This window comes from Jannaschia sp. L-14R (assembly GCF_056857695.1).
In genome coordinates, this window is sequence record NZ_JBSXNP010000010.1 from 362986 (window position 1) to 383914 (window position 20929).

Genomic DNA, 20929 nt, shown 5'->3' on the forward strand with positions numbered 1-20929 from the left:
GGACGCAGAATCGAGACCTCCCGTCTCATCCCGCGTGCGGCGACCCTAGGGATGGCATTCCGTATCTCCAACCCAGTCGTCAGTCTGGACATAGGACCACACCCTCACTGGCCCTATCGGTTGGCCTGATTCTGGTGCCCTTGTTATATCATGTTAAAGACAATCGCGGCGCCGGGCCTCCGTGCGCGCTTACCGGGAGGATCTGAAATCATGGATAACATTACCCCCAACGACATGACCGCCATCGTCGAGGCGGACCGCGCCCACGTCTGGCACCATCTTCTGCCCCACAAGCCGCTTGAAACCAACGACCCGCGAATCATCGTCGAGGGCAAGGGGATGCGCGTCTGGGACCAGAAGGGCAAAGAGCATCTGGACGCCGTGTCCGGCGGCGTCTGGACCGTCAACGTCGGCTATGGCCGCGTGGAAATCGCCGATGCCGTCCGCGACCAGCTGGTCAAGATGAACTATTTCGCGCAATCCGCCGGATCGATCCCCGGGTCGCAGTTCGCCGAAAAGCTGATGACCAAGATGCCGGGCCTGACGCGGCTGTATTATGCCAACTCGGGGTCCGAGGCCAACGAGAAGGCCTTCAAGATGGTCCGCCAGATTTCGGCGCGCCATCACGGCGGCAAGAAATACAAGATCCTGTACCGCGACCGCGACTATCACGGCACGACCATCGCCTGCCTGTCGGCGGGCGGCCAGCAGGAACGCAACGCGCAATACGGACCCTATACGCCCGGTTTTGTCGCCGTCCCCCACTGCCTTGAATATCGCAAGGCCGATCAGGGCTGGGGCGACGTCGAGGATTACGGCCGCCGCGCCGCCGATGCCATCGAGGAAGTCATCCTGCGCGAAGGCCCCGACACCGTCGGCGCGCTCTGCCTGGAGCCGATCACGGCGGGTGGCGGCGTCATCGTCCCGCCCAAGGGATACTGGGAACGGGTGCAGGAGATTGTCGAGAAATACGACCTGCTACTGCATATCGACGAAGTGGTCTGCGGCGTCGGGCGCACCGGCACATGGTTCGGGTATCAGCACTACGGCGTGAAGCCCGATTTCGTGACGATGGCCAAGGGCGTCGCCTCGGGCTATGCGGCGATTTCGTGCTGCGTAACGTCCGAGAAAGTCTTCGAGATGTTCAAGGATGACCCGTCCGACCCGATGCACTACTTCCGCGACATCTCGACGTTCGGCGGCTGCACGGCGGGTCCGGCGGCGGCGCTGGCCAATATGAAGATCATCGAGGACGAGGACCTGCTCGCCAACTGCACCAGGATGGGTGACTACATGCTGGACCAGTTGCATGCGATGGCCGACCGCCACGCGGTCATCGGTCAGGCCCGCGGCAAGGGGTTGTTCGTGGGTGCCGAACTGGTGGCGGACCGCGACACCCGCGCGCCCGCCGACGAAAAGCAGGTGCAGGCCGTCGTGGCCGATTGCATGCAGCAGGGCGTCATCATCGGCGCGACCAACCGCAGCGTTCCGGGGCATAACAACACGCTATGCTTCTCGCCCGCGCTGATTGCCACCAAGGACGACATCGACAACATTCTGGAGGCTGTCGACGGCGCCTTGGGCCGCGTTTTCGGCTGATCTTGCACAGGCCCCGTCCGGGTCATCCGGGCGGGCACGCCTTTCGTGCGAAACGTCCGCGTGATCCATGCTGAACAAACTGAACAGGTCAGGGTGGTCGGTGACGAACGCGGTATGGCTGTCGACATGGATGAATGACAACGCTGGCTCAATCTTTCCCCGATCCTGCAGTCTGCCCCTCAAGAAACAAATTGCCCGTATCGATGTCAGATCCATCCTCCCTCGCACCCGAATGTCATCGACCGTGACGGACCGTGCTTTGACTAAAGCTCCGCCGCCGGTGAAAAGGTTCTAGCCCTAGAATGTTTTCCCATGGAGATCACATGATGAACGTACTGAAAACGGTTGGCCTGACCGCCATAGCGACGATGATACTTCTGTCTCCTGCCAATGCTGAACCCGTGTCAGTGCAGGCCGTGATGGTGCCGCAGGAATCCATTCGGATGGATTTCGGGGACGGCAGCAATCGTTTCGTCCTGATGGTTCGCCGAGAGGGCGAATCGGAAGGCACAGGCGCGCTTGCCAATGCATCTGTGTCCGAATTCGGCTGGCATGATATCGATCCGCCAAACGGCGGCGATCCCCGCGGCTACCTTCAGTTCACAACCGATAACGGCGATGTTGCGAATATCAAATTCACCGTAAGAGCGGTCTTCATAAACGACAGTGACAAGCCGCGTTTGGCCGACTACGGCTTCTGGGAGCTTGTTTCGGGCACCGGCCAATTCGCGTCGATGACGGGGGTCGGCACGCTGACCATCAAGTCGGCGTCCGAGACGGATCGCCTGTTCTCACTGGAAGGCGAACTGGGTCCGCGCCCCTGAAGTCGCATCGCAGGCGTAGCGGCTGACCGACGTCAGCCGCTGCATCCTGATCATGGCCGCATCGCGGAACATCGGTCGGCCTGGACCGAACCGTTCGTTCGCCATCCCGCCGTCCATCAGGCACCGCCCGTATAATCCTGGCGCGGCAGCAGCGACACGACCGTCACAGTCGCGCGCGCCCCTGGCCTCAGCCGACCTTCACCACCATCTTTCCGAAGTTCCGCCCCTCCAGCAGATCGTTCAGCGCGCCCGGCGCCGCCTCAAGCCCTTCGATCACCTGCTCCTGATATTTGACGCGGCCCTCCTTCAGCCAGCCGGTCATGTCGCTGACGAATTCCATCTGCGCCGATTTCGGGAAGCTGTCGAAGATGATGAACCCCTCCATCTTGACCTTCTGCCGCAGGATCGTGCCCATTATCTGCGGCCCGTGGTCCGGGCCGTCGGGCAGGCCGGTCTCGTTGTACCAGGCCACCATGCCGCAGACAGGCACCCGCGCGAACGGGTTCAGCAACGGCAGCACCGCATACAGGACGCGCCCGCCCACGTTCTCGAAGTAGACGTCGATGCCGTCGGGACAGGCCGCCTTCAGCTGCGTCTCGAAATCGTCGGCCCGGTGGTCGATGCAGGCGTCGAAGCCCAGCGTATCGACCACATGCGCGCATTTTTCAGCCCCGCCCGCGATGCCGACGACACGGCACCCCTTGATGCGCGCGATCTGCCCGACCGTCGCGCCCACCGGGCCGGAGGCGGCGGCGACCACGACGGTTTCGCCCGCCTTCGGTTCGCCGATCCGCAAAAGTCCTGCATGCGCAGTATATCCGGGCATCCCCAGAATCCCCAGCGCCCAGGACGGATGTTCGGGCGATGGTCCCAGGTTCAGCACCTGCGTCCCGTCCGACAGCGCATAATCCTGCCAGCCGCTGCCCGCCAACACGTGATCCCCCGGCTCGAATCCCTCAAGGTTCGATGCCACCACCTGCGCCACGACCTGTCCGGTCATCACGCCTCCGATCGGCACCGGCTCGGCATAGGATTTCGCGTCGCTCATGCGCCCGCGCATATAGGGGTCCAGCGACAGATAGATCGTCCGCAACAGCATCTCGCCGGGTCCGGGGTCCGGCACGGGCGCGGTTTCGAGCCGCAGCGTCTCGTTGTCCGGCAGGCCCTCGGGCCGGTTGGCAAGGACGATGCGGCGGTTCGTGTCTGGTGTCTGGGTCATGATCTTCTTCCGGTCTGTTTACAGGTCTACTCCCCCAGACCATCTGCCACGACGGGCGTCAAACCAGACACCGCGATCCAGCCGAAATCCGCCCCACTATTCAGTCCAGTCATCCGGCGCTATAGGTCCAGACATGGCCATTGCCGTCGAACAGTTCTTCCTCGATCCCGCACACCGCGGCACCCTTCAGCGTCAACTGCAGGAGATCGTGACAGGTGCCATCCTCGCCGGTCGCTTCCGGCCCGGTGACCGGATGCCGTCGTCCCGCGGACTGGCCCGGCATCTGGGCATCAGCCGCATCACCGTCACGCTGGCCTATACCGAACTGGTGGCGAACGATTACCTGTCGTCGCGCGGTCGATCGGGTTATTTCGTATCCGAAAGCGCCCCGCGCCCGCCCAGCTTTCCGACACAGACCCCCTCGGAATCGCGCGTCGACTGGTCGCGCGTGCTGGGTCAGCGGTTTCCGCCCGCCACAATCCTGACCCGGCCCGAAGACTGGCGGCGCTACCGCTATCCATTCATCTACGGCCAGGCCGACGCCCGACTGTTCGATCACCAGAACTGGCGCAAATGTGCCTTGCAGGCCCTGGGCGCCCGCGATTTCGCCGCGATGACCGAAGACAGCTATGGCCGCGACGATCCGCACCTGATCGAGCAGATCATCCGCAACATCCTGCCGCGCCGGGGTATCGTCGCGACCCCCGCCGAGGTGCTGGTGACGATGGGCGCGCAGAACGCGCTGTGGATGCTGGCGCAGGTCTTGCTGACGCAACGCCGCACAGCCGTGATGGAATTCCCCTGCTATCCCGCATTGCGCGAAATCCTGCAACAGGCCCGCTGCAGCACGCTGGATGTGGCGGTCGATGGCCACGGTCTGCCGCCCGGCGATGTCCCTCCCACAGCCGACGTCGTCTTCGTCACGCCATCGCACCATTGCCCGACCTCCGCGACGATGCCCGTGGCCCGGCGGCGCGAATTGCTGGAGCGCGCCGAACAGGATGATTTCCTGATCGTCGAGGATGATTACGAATTCGAACTGGCGTTCACCGCCTCCCCGTCACCTGCGCTCAAGTCGCTGGATCGGGGCGGCCGCGTGGCCTATATCGGCAGCTTCGCCAAGTCCCTGTTTCCGGGTCTGCGGCTTGGCTACATCGTCGCACCCGAGCCTTTGATCCGCGAACTTCGCACCCTGCGATCGCTGCTGGTGCGCCACGTTCCGGGCCACATGCAACGTGCGACGGCCTATTTTCTGGCGCAGGGGCATTACGACGCGCAGGTCCACAAGATGGCGCGCGCCTACCGCGAACGCCGCGCCGTGGCCGAAGTCGCGATCCAGTCCAACGGACTGAAAATCGCCGGTGCCAGCAGCTTCGGCGGATCGTCGTTCTGGATGGAGGCCCCGCCCGGAATCCAGTCGGCGGCCCTGGCGGAACGGCTGCGCCAGCGGCAGGTGCTGATCGAACCGGCGGCGGCCTTCTTCGGCGACGGGCGCGACCCCGGAGCCCATTACCGGCTGGCCTATTCGTCGATTTCGGTGGCCGACATTCCCGAAGGAATCCGCCGCGTGGCCGAAGAATGTGCGGCGATGGCGCGGGGGGCGGCCTGATGGCTATGGGACAAGCCGTTCCAAGCTTGCAACTGGCCCTAGGCTGCAGGCCTTGCTGGCCCTATCGAAGCCTTGACCGGAAGCCTAATGTTACGGCAAGTATAAGACAAATCGAGACTTAGAGTCTCATTTTTGATATCCAGCGGGAGGAGAGACCCATGAAGATGACCACCGAGGAAGCCTTCGTAAAGACCCTGCAAATGCACGGCATCCGGCATGCGTTCGGCATCATCGGGTCGGCCATGATGCCGATTTCGGACATCTTCCCCAAGGCCGGGATCACCTTCTGGGACTGTGCCCACGAAGGCTCCGCAGGCATGATGGCCGACGGATATACCCGCGCGACCGGCGAAATGTCGATGATGATCGCCCAGAACGGCCCCGGAATCACCAACTTCGTGACGGCCGTCAAGACCGCCTACTGGAACCATACACCGCTGCTGCTGGTCACGCCGCAGGCCGCTAACAAAACCATCGGTCAGGGCGGCTTCCAGGAAGTCGAACAGATGAAACTGTTCGAGGACATGGTCGCCTATCAGGAAGAGGTCCGCGACCCCTCGCGCATTGCCGAGACGCTGAACCGCGTCATCATGGAGGCCAAGCGCGCCTCCGGTCCCGCCCAGATCAACATTCCTCGCGATTTCTGGACCCAGGTCATCGACATCGACCTGCCGATGATCGTCGATTTCGAACTGCCCTCGGGCGGCGAACAGGCGATGAAACGAGCCGCCGATCTGCTGTCGCAGGCCAAGAACCCGGTCATCCTGAACGGTGCGGGCGTCGTCCTGTCCGAAGGCGGTATCGCCGCGTCGATGGCTCTGGCTGAACGCCTCGATGCGCCGGTCTGCGTCGGCTATCAGCACAACGACGCCTTCCCCGGATCGCACCCTCTCTTTGCCGGACCGCTGGGCTATAACGGCTCCAAGGCCGGGATGGAGCTGATTTCCGAGGCCGATGTCGTTCTCTGCCTCGGCACCCGTCTGAACCCGTTCTCGACCCTGCCGGGCTATGGCATGGATTACTGGCCGAGGGACGCCAAGATCATCCAGGTCGACATCAACCCGTCGCGCATCGGTCTGACCAAGAAGGTCACCGTGGGCATCGTCGCCGATGCCGCCAAGGCCGCCAACGGCATCCTCGCCCAACTGTCCGATACGGCGGGCGACGCAGGCCGCGCCGAGCGCAAGTCGAAGATCGCCCAGACCAAATCGGCCTGGAAACAGCAGCTTTCCTCGATGGATCACGAGGAGGACGATCCCGGCACCACTTGGAACGAACGTGCCCGCGAGGCGCGTCCCGACTGGATGTCGCCGCGTCAGGCGTGGCGCGCCATCCAGTCCGCCTTGCCGCGCAACGCGATCATCTCGTCTGACATCGGCAACAACTGCGCCATCGGCAACGCCTATCCCGACTTCGACGCTGGGCGGAAATACCTCGCCCCCGGCCTCTTCGGTCCCTGCGGCTACGGCCTGCCGTCCATCGTCGGCGCCAAGATCGGCTGTCCCGACGTGCCGGTCGTGGGATTTGCCGGCGACGGTGCCTTCGGCATCGCGGTCAACGAACTGACCGCCATCGGTCGCGAGGAATGGCCCGCCGTCACGCAGATCGTCTTCCGCAATTATCAGTGGGGCGCGGAGAAGCGGAACTCGACTCTCTGGTTCGACGACAACTTCGTCGGCACGGAACTGGATATGAAGGTGTCCTACGCCGGTATCGCTCAGGCCTGCGGTCTCAAGGGTGTGCAGGTTCGCACCATGGACGAATTGACCACCGCGCTGGACACCGCGATCAAGGATCAGATGGACAACAACGAGACCACGCTGATCGAGGTCATCCTCAACCAGGAGCTGGGCGACCCTTTCCGGCGCGATGCCATGAAAAAGCCCGTGCGCGTGGCGGGCATCGACAAGAACGACATGAACGTCGCGGCGGAGTGATCTGTTACAAAACAATAAGCGGAGCGGCGACATGACCTCGCCGCTCCTCGCACTGCGCGACATGGCCCGGGCCGCATGCCATCATATCGTCCTGCCGGAAGGCACCGATCCACGCGTCGTCGAGGCCGCCGGCCGCGCCGTGGCCGACGGTCTGGCGCGGGTCACGCTGCTGGCTCCGGCGGACACCGATACGCCCGATGGCGTCACCCTGCGCGACCCGGCCACGGCCGATACCGACGCCATGATCGCCGCCTATATGGAGGCCCGCGCCAAGCGTCACCCGACGCCCGAGGATGCCGCGCAGGCGGTCACCGACCCCCTGATCCACGCCGCTCTCATGGTCCGGACGGGCCTGGCCGACGGCACCGTCGGCGGTGCGGTCGCCACCACGTCTGACACCGTGCGCGCCGCGCTCCAGATGATCGGTACGGCCCCCGGTGCCCCGCTCGTCTCCAGCTTCTTCCTCATGGTCCTGCCCGACACGCATGCCACGCGCCCCGGCACGGGCCTGATCTTCTCGGACTGCGGCCTCGTCATCGACCCGGACGCCATCCAACTCGCCGCCATCGCGCATCAGGCCGCCGCCAGCGCCCGCGCCCTGCTCGGCACCGAACCGAAAGTCGCCATGCTGTCCTTTTCCACCAAGGGCAGCGCACACCACATGGCCGTCAACAAGGTCACGGAAGCACTTGAAATCGCGCGCAAGACCGCGACATTCCCCATCGACGGCGAGCTTCAGTTCGACGCCGCCTTCGACGTCGGGGTGGCCGCATCCAAAGCCCCCGGCAGCCCTGTCGCGGGTCAGGCCAACGTGCTGATCTTTCCGAATCTCGACGCGGGCAACATCGGATACAAGATCGCGCAGCGGATCGGCGGGGCGACTGCCATCGGCCCGGTCCTTCAAGGTCTCGCCAAACCCGCCAACGACCTGTCGCGGGGTTGCACCGCCGACGATATCATCGACATGATCGCGGTCACCTCCGCCCAGATCGATCAAGGGAAAAGCACATGAACCAACCGGTCCTGAACCTCTCCCCCAAGGTCTCCGACGAGGTGCGCAAGACGACCTGCTACATGTGCGCCTGCCGCTGCGGCATCGACGTCCACATGAAGAATCAGCCCGACGGCACCCGGAAGGTCGCCTATATCGAGGGCAACCGCGACCATCCCGTGAACCGCGGCGTCCTCTGCGCCAAGGGCAGTGCCGGGATCATGCAGCATAACGCCCCCTCCCGCCTGCGCGCCCCGATGAAGCGCACGGGCAAACGCGGCAGCGGCAAGTTCGAGGAAATCTCCTGGGACGAGGCCTACGCCATCGCCGAATCCTGGCTCCGCCCGATCCGCGAAACAAATCCCGAAAAGCTGGCTTTCTTCACCGGACGTGACCAGTCGCAGTCCTTCACCTCGTGGTGGGCGCAGGCCTTCGGCACCCCCAACTACGCGGCGCACGGTGGCTTCTGCTCGGTCAACATGGCGGCGGGCGGCATCTACACCATGGGCGGCGCGTTCTGGGAATTCGGCCAGCCCGATTGGGATCGCACCAAGCTTTTCATCCTGTTCGGCGTCGCCGAGGACCATGACAGCAACCCGATCAAGATGGGCATCGGCAAGGCCAAGGCGAACGGCGCGAAAATCGTCGGCGTGAACCCGGTCCGCTCGGGCTACAATGCTGTGGCCGACGACTGGTTCGGCATCACGCCGGGCACCGATGGCCTGCTGATCCTGTCGCTGGTGCATTGCCTGATGAAGGCAGGCAAGATCGACCTCGAATACCTGCGCGACTTCACCGACGCCCCCGTCCTGATCGACGCCGATCCCGACAGCCAAACCCACGGCCTCGCGCTCCTCGATGACGACGGCCACAAGCTTGTCTGGGACCGCGCCGAGCAACGCGCCCGTTGTTATGACGCCGACGACGTGGCACCCGACCTGACCGGCATTTGGGAAATCGACGGGCACAAGCATCGCACCGTCTTTCAGCACATGGCCGACAAATACCTCGACGCGCAATATGCCCCCGAGGCCGTTGCCGAACGCGTCGGCATTCCCGCCGGGCGCATCCGCGCGCTGGCCAGCGAAATCGCCCGCGTGGCTTTCGACGAGGCCATCGAGATCGACCGTCAATGGACCGACTTCCGCGGTCGCACCCACCAGACAATGAAGGGCCGCCCGGTCAGTTTCCACGCCATGCGCGGCATCAGCGCGCATGCCAACGGGTTCCAGACCTGCCGCGCGCTCCACCTCCTCCAGATCATCATCGGCAGCGTCGAGACTCCCGGCGGGTTCCGCATGAAACCGCCCTACCCCAAGCCCGCGACCGCGCACCCGAAGCCGCACAGCAAGGTCACCCCCGGTGCTCCGCTCGACGGCCCGCACCTGGGCTTTGTCCATGGCCCTGCGGATCTTGCGCTAAAACCCGATGGCTCCCCCGCGCGCATCGACAAGGCCTTCACCTGGGAAAACCCGATGTCGGCGCATGGCATGATGCACATGGTCATCTCGAACGCACACGCGGGCGACCCGTACAAGATCGACACGTTGTTCATGTATATGGCGAACATGGCGTGGAATTCGTCGATGAATACCACCGGCACCATGAAGATGCTGGCCGACAAGGACGCGAATGGCGACTACGTCATCCCGCACATCATCTATTCCGATGCCTATTCGTCCGAAATGGTGGCCTTTGCCGACCTGATCCTGCCCGACACGACATACCTTGAACGCCACGACTGCATCTCGCTGCTGGACCGCCCGATCTGCGAGGCCGAGGCCGCCGCCGATGCCATCCGCTGGCCCGTGGTCGAGCCGGACCGCGACGTCAAAGGTTTCCAGTCCGCGCTCGTCGATCTCGGCGCGCGCCTCGGCCTGCCGGGGTTCGTCCGGGACGACGGCAGTCCGAAGTTCGCCGATTATGCCGACTACATCGTCAGCCACGAACGCCGCCCCGGTGTCGGTCCGTTGATGGGTTGGCGAGGCAACGGTGACGAAACGGGACGCGGCGCACCGAACCCGGCACAACTCGACCGCTATATCGAGAACGGCGGCTTCTGCGTCGCCCACATCCCGGACGAGGCGCAATTCTACAAACCGTGGAACAAGGCCTATCAGGACTGGGCGGTGGAAATCGGCCTGTTCGACAAACCCGCGCCTTATATTTTCACGCTCTGGTGCGAACCGCTGCGCCGGTTCCAGCTGGCCGCCGAAGGCCACGGCGACCGCCAACCGCCGGATCACCTGCGCGAGCGTATCAAGGCGACCATGGACCCGCTGCCGATCTGGTATCCGGTCGACGGCGCCGATCGCTGCGGTGACACCGATGAATTTACCGTTCACGCCCTGACGCAGCGTCCCATGGCGATGTATCATTCCTGGGGCAGCCAGAACGCCTGGCTGCGCCAGATTCACGGTCGCAACCCGATGTATCTGCCGACCGAAATCTGGGAAAAGCACGGCTTTGTCGATGACAGCTGGGCGCGCATCACCTCGCCGCATGGCGACATCACCGTGCCAGTCGCGCACATGCCCGCGCTGAACCACAACACGATCTGGACGTGGAATGCGATCGGCAAGCGCAAGGGAGCCTGGGCGTTGCACGACAACGCACCGGAAACCAACAAGGGGTTTCTGCTCAACCATCTGATCCACGAGTTGTTGCCCCCGAAACAGGACGGCATGCGCTGGTCGAACTCCGACCCGATCACCGGACAGGCCGCGTGGTTCGACCTGAAGGTCAGGATCGAGAAAGTCGCCGCCCCCGCCGATCTGAAGTCGGAGCCCGACGCCGGGTCGCAGGTCAGCCCTGTGGGCAAAGGCCCGGACGATCTGGAGTGGGTCGTCAAATGAGCGCACAGATCAGCACCGCCACAGGGCAATCGGTGCGCCCAGTGACGTCATACGCAGATAATACCGCGGTATGCACCGCCGTAATACATCCGATCCCACGCCTACCTCTTTCCCGAAATATCCCCGCCGGAGGCCTCCCACCTCTCAACCCGGAGGCCCTGACGACATGACTGCACTCCCCGCCACAACCGCCAGGAAACTCGGCCTCGTCATCGACCTCGACACCTGTGTGGGCTGTCACGCCTGCGTCACCGCCTGCAAAGGCTGGAACACTCAGAATTACGGCGCGCCGCTCTCGGACCAGGACGCCTACGGCGATGCCTCGGGCACATTCCTGAACCGCATCCACAGCTTTCAGGTTCAGCCGGAACCTGTGAACGACGTCCCGCAAATTGCTCAAACGACACACTTTCCGAAATCTTGCCTGCATTGCGAAGACGCGCCCTGTGTCACGGTCTGCCCCACCGGGGCAAGCTATAAGCGCGCCGAAGACGGCATCGTTCTGGTCAACGAAGATGCCTGCATGGGGTGCGGATTATGCGCCTGGGCCTGCCCGTATGGCGCGCGGGAAATGGATCAGGCCGCGGGTGTCATGAAGAAATGCACCCTCTGCGTCGACCGTATCTACAATGAAAACCTTGAAGAAATCGACCGGCAACCCGCCTGTGTCCGAACCTGTCCCGCAGGCGCCCGCCACTTCGGTGACCTGGCCGATCCGGACAGTCACGTGTCGAAACTGGTGGCCGAGCGCGGCGGTCTCGACCTGATGCCGGAACAGGGAACTAAGCCCGTAAATCAGTATCTTCCGCCCCGTCCCCGCGACACGATCCAGCCCGTGATGTCGGGCGACGAGGATATCCTCGCCCCCTTCCTCGCCCCCGTCGCCGAAGAGCCGAAGGGCTTTCTCGCCTGGGTCGACCGCGCGCTGGAGAAGCTCTGATGCAACCCGCCCCCTCCGTCATAATCTTCTCGACACTTTCGGGCGCGGGCTTCGGCCTGCTGTTCTTCCTCGGCATCGGCTTTCCCGTCGTCTCGGGCGGCGTCGCGTTCGTTTTCTACCTGATCGCCTTCGGTCTGGCCGTCGGCGGCTTGCTGGCGTCGGTTTTTCACCTTGGAAACAAGAAGAACGCGTGGAAAAGCTTCAGCCAGTGGCGCACGTCCTGGCTGTCGCGCGAAGGCTGGTTCGCGGTCACGGGGCTGCTGGTGATGGGGCTTTATGCTTTCCTTCAGGTGTTCTTCGACACGACGGTTTTCACGCTCGGTTTCACCGGCGCGGCCCTGTCGCTGGCCACCGTTTTCGCCACTTCGATGATCTATGCCCAGCTCAGGACCATTCCCCGCTGGAACCAGCCCGCCACACCCGGCTTCTTTCTGTCGGCGTCCCTCGCAGGTGGCGCGCTGTTGTCGGGCAACGTCACAACGGCCGTTATCTTCCTGACGATCCTCGGGGCCATCACCGTGTTCCACTGGTGGAAAGGCGACCAGCGCTTTGCCGAAGCCGGATCGACCATCGAGACAGCGACCCAACTAAAGGGTCGTGTCAGCCTCTGGGAAAAGCCGCATACCGGGCAGAACTACCTGACGCATGAAATGGTTTTCCATGTCGCCCGTAAACACGCCGTCAAGCTGCGCGTGATTGCCATCCTGGCCATGTCGGTCGTGCCTGTCGTGCTTCTGGTCCTGTTCCCCGTCCATCATGTGCTGGCTGCAATTGCAGTGCTGTCGTATCTGGCCGGGGTTTTCGTCCAGCGCTGGCTGTTCTTCGCCGAGGCAGAGCACGTCGTGGGCCTGTATTACGGCGCCCACGCCCGCGCATGATCATGACCGATCAGGGATAGAGGTCGCCGAATTTCGCTTCCAGATAGGTCAGCAGCGGCTCTGCCGACAGGGCCTCGCCGGTGGCGTGTTCGATGGCCTCTCGTGGCGGGCGCAGGGCGCCGAACTGCTGCAGGTTCTTCCGCATCCAGCCGGTCGCCGCCGACGGGTCGCCGCGCGCCAGATCGGTATCCAGATCAGGGATGTCGCGCCGTGCGGCCGCCATCAGGCAGCCTGCGAACAGGTTGCCCAGAGAATAGGTCGGGAAGTATCCCATCAGCCCGACCGACCAGTGCACATCCTGCATGAACCCGTTCGACGGAACGTCGACGGCCACGCCGAAGTCCGACAGGAACCGGTCGTTCCATGCCGTCTCCAGATCGCCGACCTCCATCTCACCCAGGATCAGCGAGCGCTCCAGATCGAAGCGCAGCATGATGTGCAGGTTATAGTTCACCTCGTCCGCTTCGGTGCGGATATATCCTGACCCGACAGCATTGACGGCGCGGTAGAAATCCCGCTCCGACCCGACACCTATATCGCCGAACACATCGCGCATACGGCCATAGAGCCAGCCGCAATAGGCCTCGGACCGGCCCATCTGGTTTTCGTAGCTGCGCGACTGGCTTTCATGCACGCCCATCGACACGCCGCGTCCGATCGGGGTCAGCAGATGTGTGGCATCCACGCCCTGTTCATAGGTGGCGTGCCCGACTTCGTGGATCGCGGAATAGATGCAGTTGAACGGATCATCCTCGTCGACGCGCGTGGTGATCCGCACGTCCAGACCACTGCCCGAGCTGAAGGGATGGACCGCCAGATCCAGCCGTCCGCGCGTGAAATCATACCCGAACGCCGTCGCGATTTCACGCGACAAGGCCATCTGATTGGCCTGTGGAAAATGACCGGACAGGGTCGGTGCCTCTTCGGCCGCCAGTGCCCGCTCGCGGATCGCGAGCAGCCGAGGGCGCATCGCGTCGAACATGGTGGCCATATCGGCGGCGTTCCCGCCCGGCTCGTAATCCTGCATCAGCGCGTCGTAGGCATCCATGTTCGTGCCGACGGCCAGCGCTGCCCCCTCCTCGCGGCGCAGGCGGACCACTTCGGCCAGCACCGGCAGGAAGGCGGCAGTATCCTCGGCGGCACGAGCAGAGGCCCAATGCCCCTGCGCCAGCGAGGTGACGCGCGCCAGTTCCGAAGCCAGATTCGCAGGCACCTTGAGATTTCGGTGATAGCTGCGCCGCAGCTCCCTCAGATTGGCGTCCCCGGCGGCGTCCGGGGCATGCGCCTCGTCCAGCCAGTCCCCCAGGCGCGGGTCGGTGCGGCGCGCATGCAGCACCTCTTCCAGCGCGGCCATTTCCTCGGCGCGCTGCGGGGCGGAGCCGCGCGGCATCACCGTTTCCTGATCCCAACCGGTCCGGCCAGCGACCTGTCCCAGAGCTTCGGTCGTGCGCTGGAACGCCATCAGATCGTCGTATGCGGGCATCGGGTCAGGTCCTGACGGATTGGGGCAAGGGATATTTCGCGCGGTGCCGCGCGCGCACTGTCAGGCAGATCAGCAGGACGGCCCCGAACTGGTGCAGGATCGCCAGATACCAGGGGCTGGAATACATCACCGTTACGATGCCCAGCAGCATCTGAACCGTGGCCATCGCCAATACCCCGCCAAAGGCCACCGACGTCTTGAAATTCGCCGACTGCCGCGCCCGCCACCAGACGGCGAGGATGACGACGAACAGGACATAGCCTGTCAATCGGTGGAAGAACTGCACGGTGCCGTCGTTTTCGAACAGGTTGCGCCAGACCGGCTGCAACTCCCACATGCCAGGTGGGGTGAAGCCCCCGGCCATCAGTGGCCAGTCGGTGTAATTGCGACCTGCGTCGATGCCCGCGACCAGCGCGCCCAGCAGAATCTGCAGCCCCGTCAGTCCGATCAGCCAGCTGGCTGCGCGTTTCAGCCGCGGTTCCGACAGGCGACGGGCCTGGATCAGCGCGCCCGCTGGTCGCGACAGCGACAGCAGGAACCACGCGATCAGCGACAGCAGCGCGAAGGCCCCGCCCAGATGTGCCGCCAGACGATAGGATGCGACGTCCAGCATCGAGCCCTGCAGCCCGCTCGACACCATCCACCAACCGATCGCACCTTGCACCCCGACACCGGCCCCCACGATCACCAGCCGCCCTGTCCAGCCCGGCGGAATGCGTTTCGTCAGCAACAGGCCGAAAAAGCCCAGTGCCCAGATGACGCCGATCACCCGACCCAATTGCCGGTGACCCCATTCCCACCAATAGATGGACTGAAACTCCGACAGGCTCATCCCCTTGTTCTGAAGCTGATATTCGGGAATGGCGCGGTATTTTTCGAACTCCACATCCCAAGCTTCGGCGGTCAGGGGCGGCACGGTTCCGGCCACCAAGTCCCATTCCGTGATCGACAGGCCGGAGTCGGTCAGCCGCGTCATGCCGCCGACCGGAATGATGGCCAGAACCAGGACGAACAGCAAGATCAGCCATGCGCGCACGGCCCTGCGCGACCCGCGCCTGCCTGCGTCGATTCCACCGGTTGCCGCAGCTGGGCGCGTCGTCGTCGCGACCTCTTCGAATATCGGGCGTTTTGCCATGCTGTTCCCCTCGTCTGGGTGCTGACCTAGACCGTCAGCCCCGGTCTTTCCAGCGCACCATCTGTCGCATCATGCCGTGAAATATCTGCACGTCCGCACGGGTAAGCGGCAACCGCGACCACAGGTTCCGCAGGTGCAGCTTCATCGCCGGGGCCCTGGCATCGGGCCAGAAGAACCCGGCCTGGTCCAACCGCTCCTCGAAATGCACTGACAGCGCGTCCATTTCGGCGTGGGTGGCCCAGTCAGTTCCGGCCAGTTCGACCTCCATCGCGGGCGGCATATCGTCCGAGCGACGCCATTCGTAGCCCATCAACAGCACGCATTGGGCCAGGTTGAGCGAGGCGAAGTCGGGGTTCGTCGGGACCGAGACGATGGCGTTGGCCAGTACGATGTCGTCGTTCTCCAGCCCGGTGCGTTCCGGTCCGAACAGCACGGCAACCTTTTCACCCCTCGCACCGCGCTTGCGCGCTTCGGCCATTGCGGCCTCGGGCGTGAACACCGGCTTGGTCAGATCGCGGTTGCGCGCCGTGGTCGCGAAGACGAACGTGCAGTCTGCCACCGCCGCTTCGGTAGTGTCGCAGATCATCGCGTCATCCAGAAGCCGTCCTGCCCCGCTGGCCAAGGCCACAGCCCGTTCGTTCGGCCATCCGTCGCGGGGGGCGGTCACGCGCATATGCTCCAACCCGAAGTTCAGCATGGACCGCGCGGCGGCGCCGATATTCTCGCCCATTTGCGGGCGGATCAGGACGAAGGCAGGGCGCGGGTCGGGGGCGGGTTCGGACATGCCCGGCGCCTACCCCGCCTGCCCGGCACGCGCAACGGCGGATGCGGCCGAACGCCCGCTGCGACCCGCTTGTCCTTGCATCCACGCATGGGGTAGGTCCGGCGCAGCCAAGGGAATGCACGATGACTGACATGCCGCAACTTTATCTCGTGACTCCGCCCGAAATCGATGCCGGGTTCGAGGCACGCCTGTCCGCCGTTCTCGATGCCCATGCAATTGTCTGCCTGCGTCTCGACCTTGCCACGCGGGACGAGGACCGCATCACACGCGCCGCCGATCTGTGTCGCGACGTCGCGCATCGCTACGACGTGCCGCTGATCGTCACCGACCATGCCGCACTGGTCGACCGTCTGGGTCTGGACGGTGTGCATCTGTCCGACCCGAGATCCCTGCGTAAACTACGGACCGACTGGGGCCCGGACCCCATCATCGGGGCGTATTGCGGCACTTCGCGTCACGACGGGATGCTCGCCGGCGAAGCCGGAGCGGATTACGTTGCCTTCGGACCCGCCGGAATTGCGTCGTTGGGCACGGGCGAACGTGCCGAGGTCGAATTGTTCGAATGGTGGTCGCAGATGATCGAACTTCCCGTCGTGGCCGAGGGCGCGCTAGACCCCGCCACGATCGAGGCGCTGGCACAGGCAACCGATTTCATCGCCTTGGGCGAGGAGATCTGGTCCACCGATGACCCCGCCGCCGCCTTGACGCGGCTTACCGCACCGTTTCGGAATTGACCGGCGAAATCGTTTCGGAAAAAGCCGCTTCGAACCCTGCGCGCACCGCCGCCTCGGCCGCCCGTGCCAGTGCCTTGCGGTCGGGGTAATCGGTGACGGTCAACGGCGCATGGTAAATCACTTCGACCATGCCATGCCGCGGGGCCGACAGCATCGCCAGCAGATGCGCGCCGAAGCTCTGATCGCCCCACCAGCCGTAGAATGTGACCGGCGCGCCAGCGGGCGCATGATAAGCCAGGGTGACTGGCTGCACCTTCATGTCGTCGGGCAAGTCGGTCGAATGGAAGGCCGCGAATAATGTCGTCTTGAACGGCAACACGCGTCGCCCGTCGGTGCTGGTTCCTTCGGGGAAGAACAAGAGACGATGCCGAAGGCGCAAACGTTCCTCGAATACGATCTGCTGCGCGCGCGCATCGCGCCGGTCACGGCGGATGAAAACCGTGCCCGTGGCTCGCGCCAGCCAGCCGATACCCGGCCAGCCCGCGACTTCGGATTTCGATACAAAGTAAACCCGTTTCGATGCGTTGAGTGCAAATATATCAAGCCAGGATGCATGGTTCGATACCACCGCTCCGGTGCCGTGCATCACCGACCCCCGCACATCGCGCCGCATCCCAAGGATAACGAAGGCAGCCTTGCAGACGCCCTGTGTAATCCATGGCGTCACAGGGCGGCGCATTCCGAATGCCGGTCGCTCGATCAGGCGCACCGTGAGAAGTAAAAACAACCCGCCGAACACAATGCCGCCCAATGCGCCCCCACGCAGGACGGTGCGCAACCAGCCAAGCGGACCGGGCGTCACCACGGGCGGTTGCGGCGCGTCGTCCCAGATCATCGCGGCAGTCCGGGCAACGCGACACGCGACAGATCGAGGACCATGCAGACGTCGACGGTATTGAACGCCCGGTCGATATAGGCCCCGTCCCCGACCTGCGCGCCCGCCCGAAGATAGGTCTTGATCAGCGCGGGCACGCCCGCCATGGCCGACCGGGGCGCTTCACCCTCGATGACGACCGCGCCATCCCCATGTGCGACCGGCCGCAGGCTTTCCGGGGCCAGCGCCGCGTGTCGCAGACGGCGCAAGCCGGGCAGATGGCGGGTCAGGTCGGCCCCTGGAAAGGAAGCTGTGCCGACTGCAAATGCAATGTCATGACTGTGAAGAACGTTTAGCAAGCCTTTGAAAAGAATAAATCCTGCCATTCCATTACGATAGGCCGGATGCAGGCAGGCCCGCCCGGCCTCGGCAAGCGGGCGCCCGGCGGATTTGAGCGCCGACAGATCGAATTCCTGTTCGGTATAGGCGGTGCCCAGTCCAACGCGGAGTGTCGCGACGACGCCTGCGGCGGGGTCCGCCGGATCACGCAGAATGACGTGATCGCATTCGGCATCGAAGTCATCGCCCTCCAGCCCCTCGCCCGCCAGACCACCGGCAACCTGACCACCGGCAACCGGACCACCGGCGCTCGGAACCGCACCCAGTTCCTCGACGAAGACAGCATGTCGCAGGCGTCTGGCCTCCCGGATCGCATCGGGATCGCGGGTGACGGTCAGGGTCAGTCCGGGCTGCATGACCGGCTGATTAGGCCCCGGCCCGCCCACGCGCAAGCGGCGAAATCCCGACTCCGGGCCGGGGCAGACGACAGGGCGTAAAGACTCTGGTAACCATTTGCTGCAAGACAAGAGACTGATGAGCGTCCGGTCGGGTCTATCGACCGGACGCCCCCCCCTGATCGAAGACGGGCTGCAAGATGACGCGTTTACCATCCAGAACCTGTTTGCCGACATGTTCGAAGTTCACGGTGATACGGCTGTCGATGCAGGATTGCACCTGTCCCAGCCCCCAGTCGGGCTGGGCCGGGTTCCGCACCAGCATGCCGGGTTCGAGAAAGGAGTTGGGGTCAGTCATGAACGGGGCCTGCGCATGAGGGATTCTGTGGATCAGGACATGTTCGATACTGCGGAGGGGCCTGACCTTCTGGCCCTGCTTGGATCGCGGCTTTGCCACGACCTCGTCAACCCCATCGGAGCGATCAGCAATGGGCTGGAACTGCTCGAGATGACCGACGGCGATGGCATCGAGGAGATGGCGCTGATCCGCGCGTCACTGACCGCCGCGATGGCGCGGATCCGGTTTTTCCGGTTCGCCTTCGGGGCCGGGGCTGATAATGCGCAGGTGCCCGCCCGCGAAATTCGCGAGGCGCTGGAAGAGATGTATGGCACCACCCGCACCAGAATTCTGTGGCGTGACGAGGAAACCCGCCCCCGGTCCGAAATCCGTCTGGCCTGCCTGGCGCTCAATTGCATCGAAGTGGCGACACCCTGGGGCGCGCAGATCGAAGTAACGCGCAATAACGCGGCCTGGGTGCTGCATGTCGACGCCAAGCGCCTGAAGATCGACGAGACGCTGTGGCAGTGTCTGGGTCGCGGCGATCTGCCCGCCGATCTGAAAGGGTCCGAAGTGCAGTTCGGCATCCTTGCCCGCGCTTCACGCCGGTTGCGCCGTCCGGTTTCGGTCAGCGCCGACGATTCCCATCTTAGCCTGATCGTCTAGCGCGCCTTCAAGCCCTTGCGGAACCGTGCGGCATTCGCACTGTAACCCTGCGCCGAAAGCAGCAGCTTATCACGGGCTGCGGCATCCAGTTCCCGCACCACTTTGCCCGGTGCGCCCATGACGAGACTACCATCGGGAATGACCTTGCCTTCGGTGATGAGCGCCCCGGCACCGATCAGACAGCCCGCGCCGATCACCGCGCCATTCAGCACCGTCGCACCCATACCGATCAGCGACCCGTCCCCGATGGTGCAGCCGTGCAGCATCGCCTTGTGCCCCACCGTCACATCAGCCCCGACGGTCAGCGGAAACCCCATATCTGTATGCAACACGCAGTTTTCCTGCACATTTGACCGCTCACCCACGACAATAGGTTCGTTGTCACCGCGCAACGTGCTGCCGAACCAGACGCTTGAGCCTTCGGCCAGCGTTACATTGCCGATGACATTCGCATTTGGAGCGACCCAGGCATCGTCGGCCAGGATTGGTGTCACGCCGTCCAATTCATAGATCATGTCGAGGCCCTTTCCCGAAATTCATTGTTCAGCGCGCGGGTAAAACCCGTCAGCCAGGGTTGCCGGTCCCGCTGCAAACGCTCCGCCGCCAGAATGGTCCGCAGCCGCGTTTCGCAGGCATCCGGATCATCGTTGACCAACACATAGTCGTATTCCGCCCAATGACTGATCTCCGCTTCGGACTTCGCCATCCGGTCTTCGATAACATCGTCGCTGTCCTGCCCGCGTTGGCGCAACCGGCGTTCCAGTTCAGCGATGGAGGGCGGCAGGATGAAAATGGACACCACGTCCCGACCCATCGACGAATTCCGGATCTGTTGTCCGCCCTGCCAGTCAATATCGAAGATCACGTCGCGCCCCGCCGCCAGCGCCGTCTCGACCGGCGCGCGGGGGCTGCCGTAATGGTTGCCAAAGACCTCGGCATGTTCCAGCATTTCGCCGTCCAAAACCATCTGGCCAAAGGTCTCGCGGCTGCGGAAATAATAATGCTGACCCTCGACTTCGCCGTCGCGCGGCAGTCGCGTGGTGGCTGAAACCGAAAACGTCAGGCTTGTGTCCCAGGCCATGAGTCGCTGCGCCATCGTCGATTTTCCTGCGCCGGACGGGCTGGACAAGATAATCGCCAGGCCGCGTCGCGTGCCCTGGTCCATGATGCGTCGTTCCATGCTCCCCCCGCGTTCCGGGTGCTTCGGGACGGTCCCGTTACCCAAATCCTGCCGAGGGCCTAGCCTCTCGGATTTCGTGCGGCAAGAGATCGCCGTCATTAACTAATGGTAAAGGAATTGCGGGCAATTTGGCGAGACATGCCTTATTTCTTCTCTTGAGCGGTGTAGCAGGTGGCACCACGATCCGGTTCAGGATCGGGTGCGCCCGGT

Annotated in this window: 19 protein-coding genes; 10 read left to right on the forward strand and 9 right to left on the reverse strand. The window is 63.9% G+C overall.

Translation table 11 applies throughout. The features are described 5' to 3' along the window. The first annotated feature begins 210 nt into the window (after nucleotides 1-210). Nucleotides 211-1599, forward strand: a complete 1389-nt coding sequence (locus AC13C2_RS10135) for an aminotransferase family protein (RefSeq protein ID WP_092761524.1) — start codon at nucleotides 211-213, stop codon at nucleotides 1597-1599. Between the two features lie 326 nt (nucleotides 1600-1925). Further along, entirely contained in the window at nucleotides 1926-2423 is a 498-nt protein-coding gene (locus AC13C2_RS10140; protein WP_482886740.1) for a hypothetical protein, read from the forward strand. 187 nt (nucleotides 2424-2610) lie between these two features. Here AC13C2_RS10140 and AC13C2_RS10145 read toward each other — a convergent pair whose 3' ends face one another. Continuing rightward, entirely contained in the window at nucleotides 2611-3642 is a 1032-nt protein-coding gene (locus AC13C2_RS10145) for an NADP-dependent oxidoreductase (protein WP_482886741.1), read from the reverse strand. 133 nt (nucleotides 3643-3775) lie between these two features. Between AC13C2_RS10145 and pdxR the strand changes: the two genes are divergently transcribed. From pdxR to AC13C2_RS10175, 6 genes are all read left to right on the forward strand, one after another. Next, complete coding sequence (gene pdxR / locus AC13C2_RS10150; protein WP_424338196.1) at nucleotides 3776-5251, forward strand: MocR-like pyridoxine biosynthesis transcription factor PdxR; 1476 nt, start codon at nucleotides 3776-3778, stop codon at nucleotides 5249-5251. 158 nt (nucleotides 5252-5409) lie between these two features. After that, entirely contained in the window at nucleotides 5410-7188 is a 1779-nt protein-coding gene (xsc, locus tag AC13C2_RS10155; protein ID WP_424337986.1) for a sulfoacetaldehyde acetyltransferase, read from the forward strand. Between the two features lie 31 nt (nucleotides 7189-7219). After that, nucleotides 7220-8200, forward strand: coding sequence for a phosphate acetyltransferase (gene pta / locus AC13C2_RS10160; RefSeq protein ID WP_424337987.1), 981 nt, complete (start codon nucleotides 7220-7222; stop codon nucleotides 8198-8200). After that, complete coding sequence (locus tag AC13C2_RS10165; RefSeq protein WP_482886742.1) at nucleotides 8197-11034, forward strand: molybdopterin oxidoreductase family protein; 2838 nt, start codon at nucleotides 8197-8199, stop codon at nucleotides 11032-11034. The genes pta and AC13C2_RS10165 overlap by 4 nt, the downstream gene beginning before the upstream one ends. Nucleotides 11035-11200: 166 nt before the next feature. After that, a complete protein-coding gene (locus AC13C2_RS10170; RefSeq protein ID WP_482886743.1) occupies nucleotides 11201-11974 on the forward strand; it encodes a 4Fe-4S dicluster domain-containing protein in 774 nt (257 codons plus the stop codon). Continuing rightward, on the forward strand, nucleotides 11974-12852 hold the full coding sequence (locus tag AC13C2_RS10175) for a dimethyl sulfoxide reductase anchor subunit family protein (protein ID WP_424337990.1): 879 nt from the start codon (nucleotides 11974-11976) through the stop codon (nucleotides 12850-12852). The genes AC13C2_RS10170 and AC13C2_RS10175 overlap by 1 nt, the downstream gene beginning before the upstream one ends. Before the next feature lie 10 nt (nucleotides 12853-12862). On the opposite strand, the gene AC13C2_RS10180 is transcribed toward AC13C2_RS10175, so the two are convergent. From AC13C2_RS10180 to AC13C2_RS10190, 3 genes are read right to left on the reverse strand one after another with little or no spacing between them, the layout of a single operon-like run. Continuing rightward, nucleotides 12863-14335, reverse strand: a complete 1473-nt coding sequence (locus AC13C2_RS10180) for a carboxypeptidase M32 (protein WP_482886744.1) — start codon at nucleotides 14333-14335, stop codon at nucleotides 12863-12865. A 4-nt stretch (nucleotides 14336-14339) separates the two neighbouring features. Next, nucleotides 14340-15470, reverse strand: a complete 1131-nt coding sequence (gene ctaA / locus AC13C2_RS10185; RefSeq protein ID WP_482886745.1) for a heme A synthase — start codon at nucleotides 15468-15470, stop codon at nucleotides 14340-14342. Nucleotides 15471-15504: 34 nt separating this feature from the next. Continuing rightward, nucleotides 15505-16254, reverse strand: a complete 750-nt coding sequence (locus tag AC13C2_RS10190; protein WP_092761543.1) for an RNA methyltransferase — start codon at nucleotides 16252-16254, stop codon at nucleotides 15505-15507. 122 nt (nucleotides 16255-16376) lie between these two features. On the opposite strand from AC13C2_RS10190, the gene AC13C2_RS10195 reads away from it, so the two are divergent. Next, entirely contained in the window at nucleotides 16377-16988 is a 612-nt protein-coding gene (locus tag AC13C2_RS10195) for a thiamine phosphate synthase (RefSeq protein WP_092761545.1), read from the forward strand. On the opposite strand, the gene olsA is transcribed toward AC13C2_RS10195, so the two are convergent. From olsA to AC13C2_RS10210, 3 genes are all read right to left on the reverse strand, one after another. Next, entirely contained in the window at nucleotides 16966-17823 is an 858-nt protein-coding gene (gene olsA, locus AC13C2_RS10200; RefSeq protein WP_092761547.1) for a lyso-ornithine lipid O-acyltransferase, read from the reverse strand. The genes AC13C2_RS10195 and olsA overlap by 23 nt on opposite strands. Then, nucleotides 17820-18557, reverse strand: coding sequence for a GNAT family N-acetyltransferase (locus AC13C2_RS10205; RefSeq protein ID WP_482886746.1), 738 nt, complete (start codon nucleotides 18555-18557; stop codon nucleotides 17820-17822). Before AC13C2_RS10205 ends, olsA begins: the two co-directional genes overlap by 4 nt. 136 nt (nucleotides 18558-18693) lie before the next feature. Next, on the reverse strand, nucleotides 18694-18894 hold the full coding sequence (locus AC13C2_RS10210; RefSeq protein ID WP_092761551.1) for a DUF3553 domain-containing protein: 201 nt from the start codon (nucleotides 18892-18894) through the stop codon (nucleotides 18694-18696). Between the two features lie 15 nt (nucleotides 18895-18909). On the opposite strand from AC13C2_RS10210, the gene AC13C2_RS10215 reads away from it, so the two are divergent. Then, nucleotides 18910-19539, forward strand: coding sequence for a histidine phosphotransferase family protein (locus tag AC13C2_RS10215; protein ID WP_482886747.1), 630 nt, complete (start codon nucleotides 18910-18912; stop codon nucleotides 19537-19539). Here AC13C2_RS10215 and AC13C2_RS10220 read toward each other — a convergent pair. Both AC13C2_RS10220 and gmk read right to left on the reverse strand, forming a co-directional pair. After that, nucleotides 19536-20054 (reverse strand): gamma carbonic anhydrase family protein, encoded by a 519-nt coding sequence (locus AC13C2_RS10220; RefSeq protein ID WP_092761555.1) that lies wholly within the window; start codon nucleotides 20052-20054, stop codon nucleotides 19536-19538. The two genes, AC13C2_RS10215 and AC13C2_RS10220, sit on opposite strands and share 4 nt — an antisense overlap. After that, nucleotides 20051-20704, reverse strand: coding sequence for a guanylate kinase (gmk, locus tag AC13C2_RS10225; RefSeq protein ID WP_482887009.1), 654 nt, complete (start codon nucleotides 20702-20704; stop codon nucleotides 20051-20053). Before gmk ends, AC13C2_RS10220 begins: the two co-directional genes overlap by 4 nt. Nucleotides 20705-20929 lie beyond the last annotated feature (225 nt).